Source organism: Stenotrophomonas sp. AS012628 (genome assembly GCF_010608305.1).
Classification (GTDB): Bacteria; Pseudomonadota; Gammaproteobacteria; order Xanthomonadales; family Xanthomonadaceae; genus Stenotrophomonas; species Stenotrophomonas geniculata.
Window position 1 is genome coordinate 1 of the sequence record NZ_VMBJ01000243.1, and the last position, 233, is coordinate 233.

Here is a 233-nt window from a genome sequence, read left to right on the forward strand (position 1 = left end):
GTATAAGATCGCCCGCGCGAATGCTCCGCTTCAGGAGATTTGGGCGATCCCGCTGGCAGACGCCACGGGCGGCGCGACCGCCGCGACTGGTAGCGTGACGGTCTCGACCGCCCCGACTTCTTCGGTCAGCATCGTGCTCTACATCGGCGGTTACCGCATCTCCGTGCCGGTCAACGCGCTGATGACCTCGGCGAACTGTGCCACCGCCATCGCTGCGGCGATCAACGCGTGCC

General features: G+C 66.5%; 1 pseudogene. It reads left to right on the top strand.

Annotated features, from left to right (window positions below):
• Positions 1 to 233: pseudogene (locus tag G5A07_RS22310) on the top strand (hypothetical protein); the annotation flags it as partial.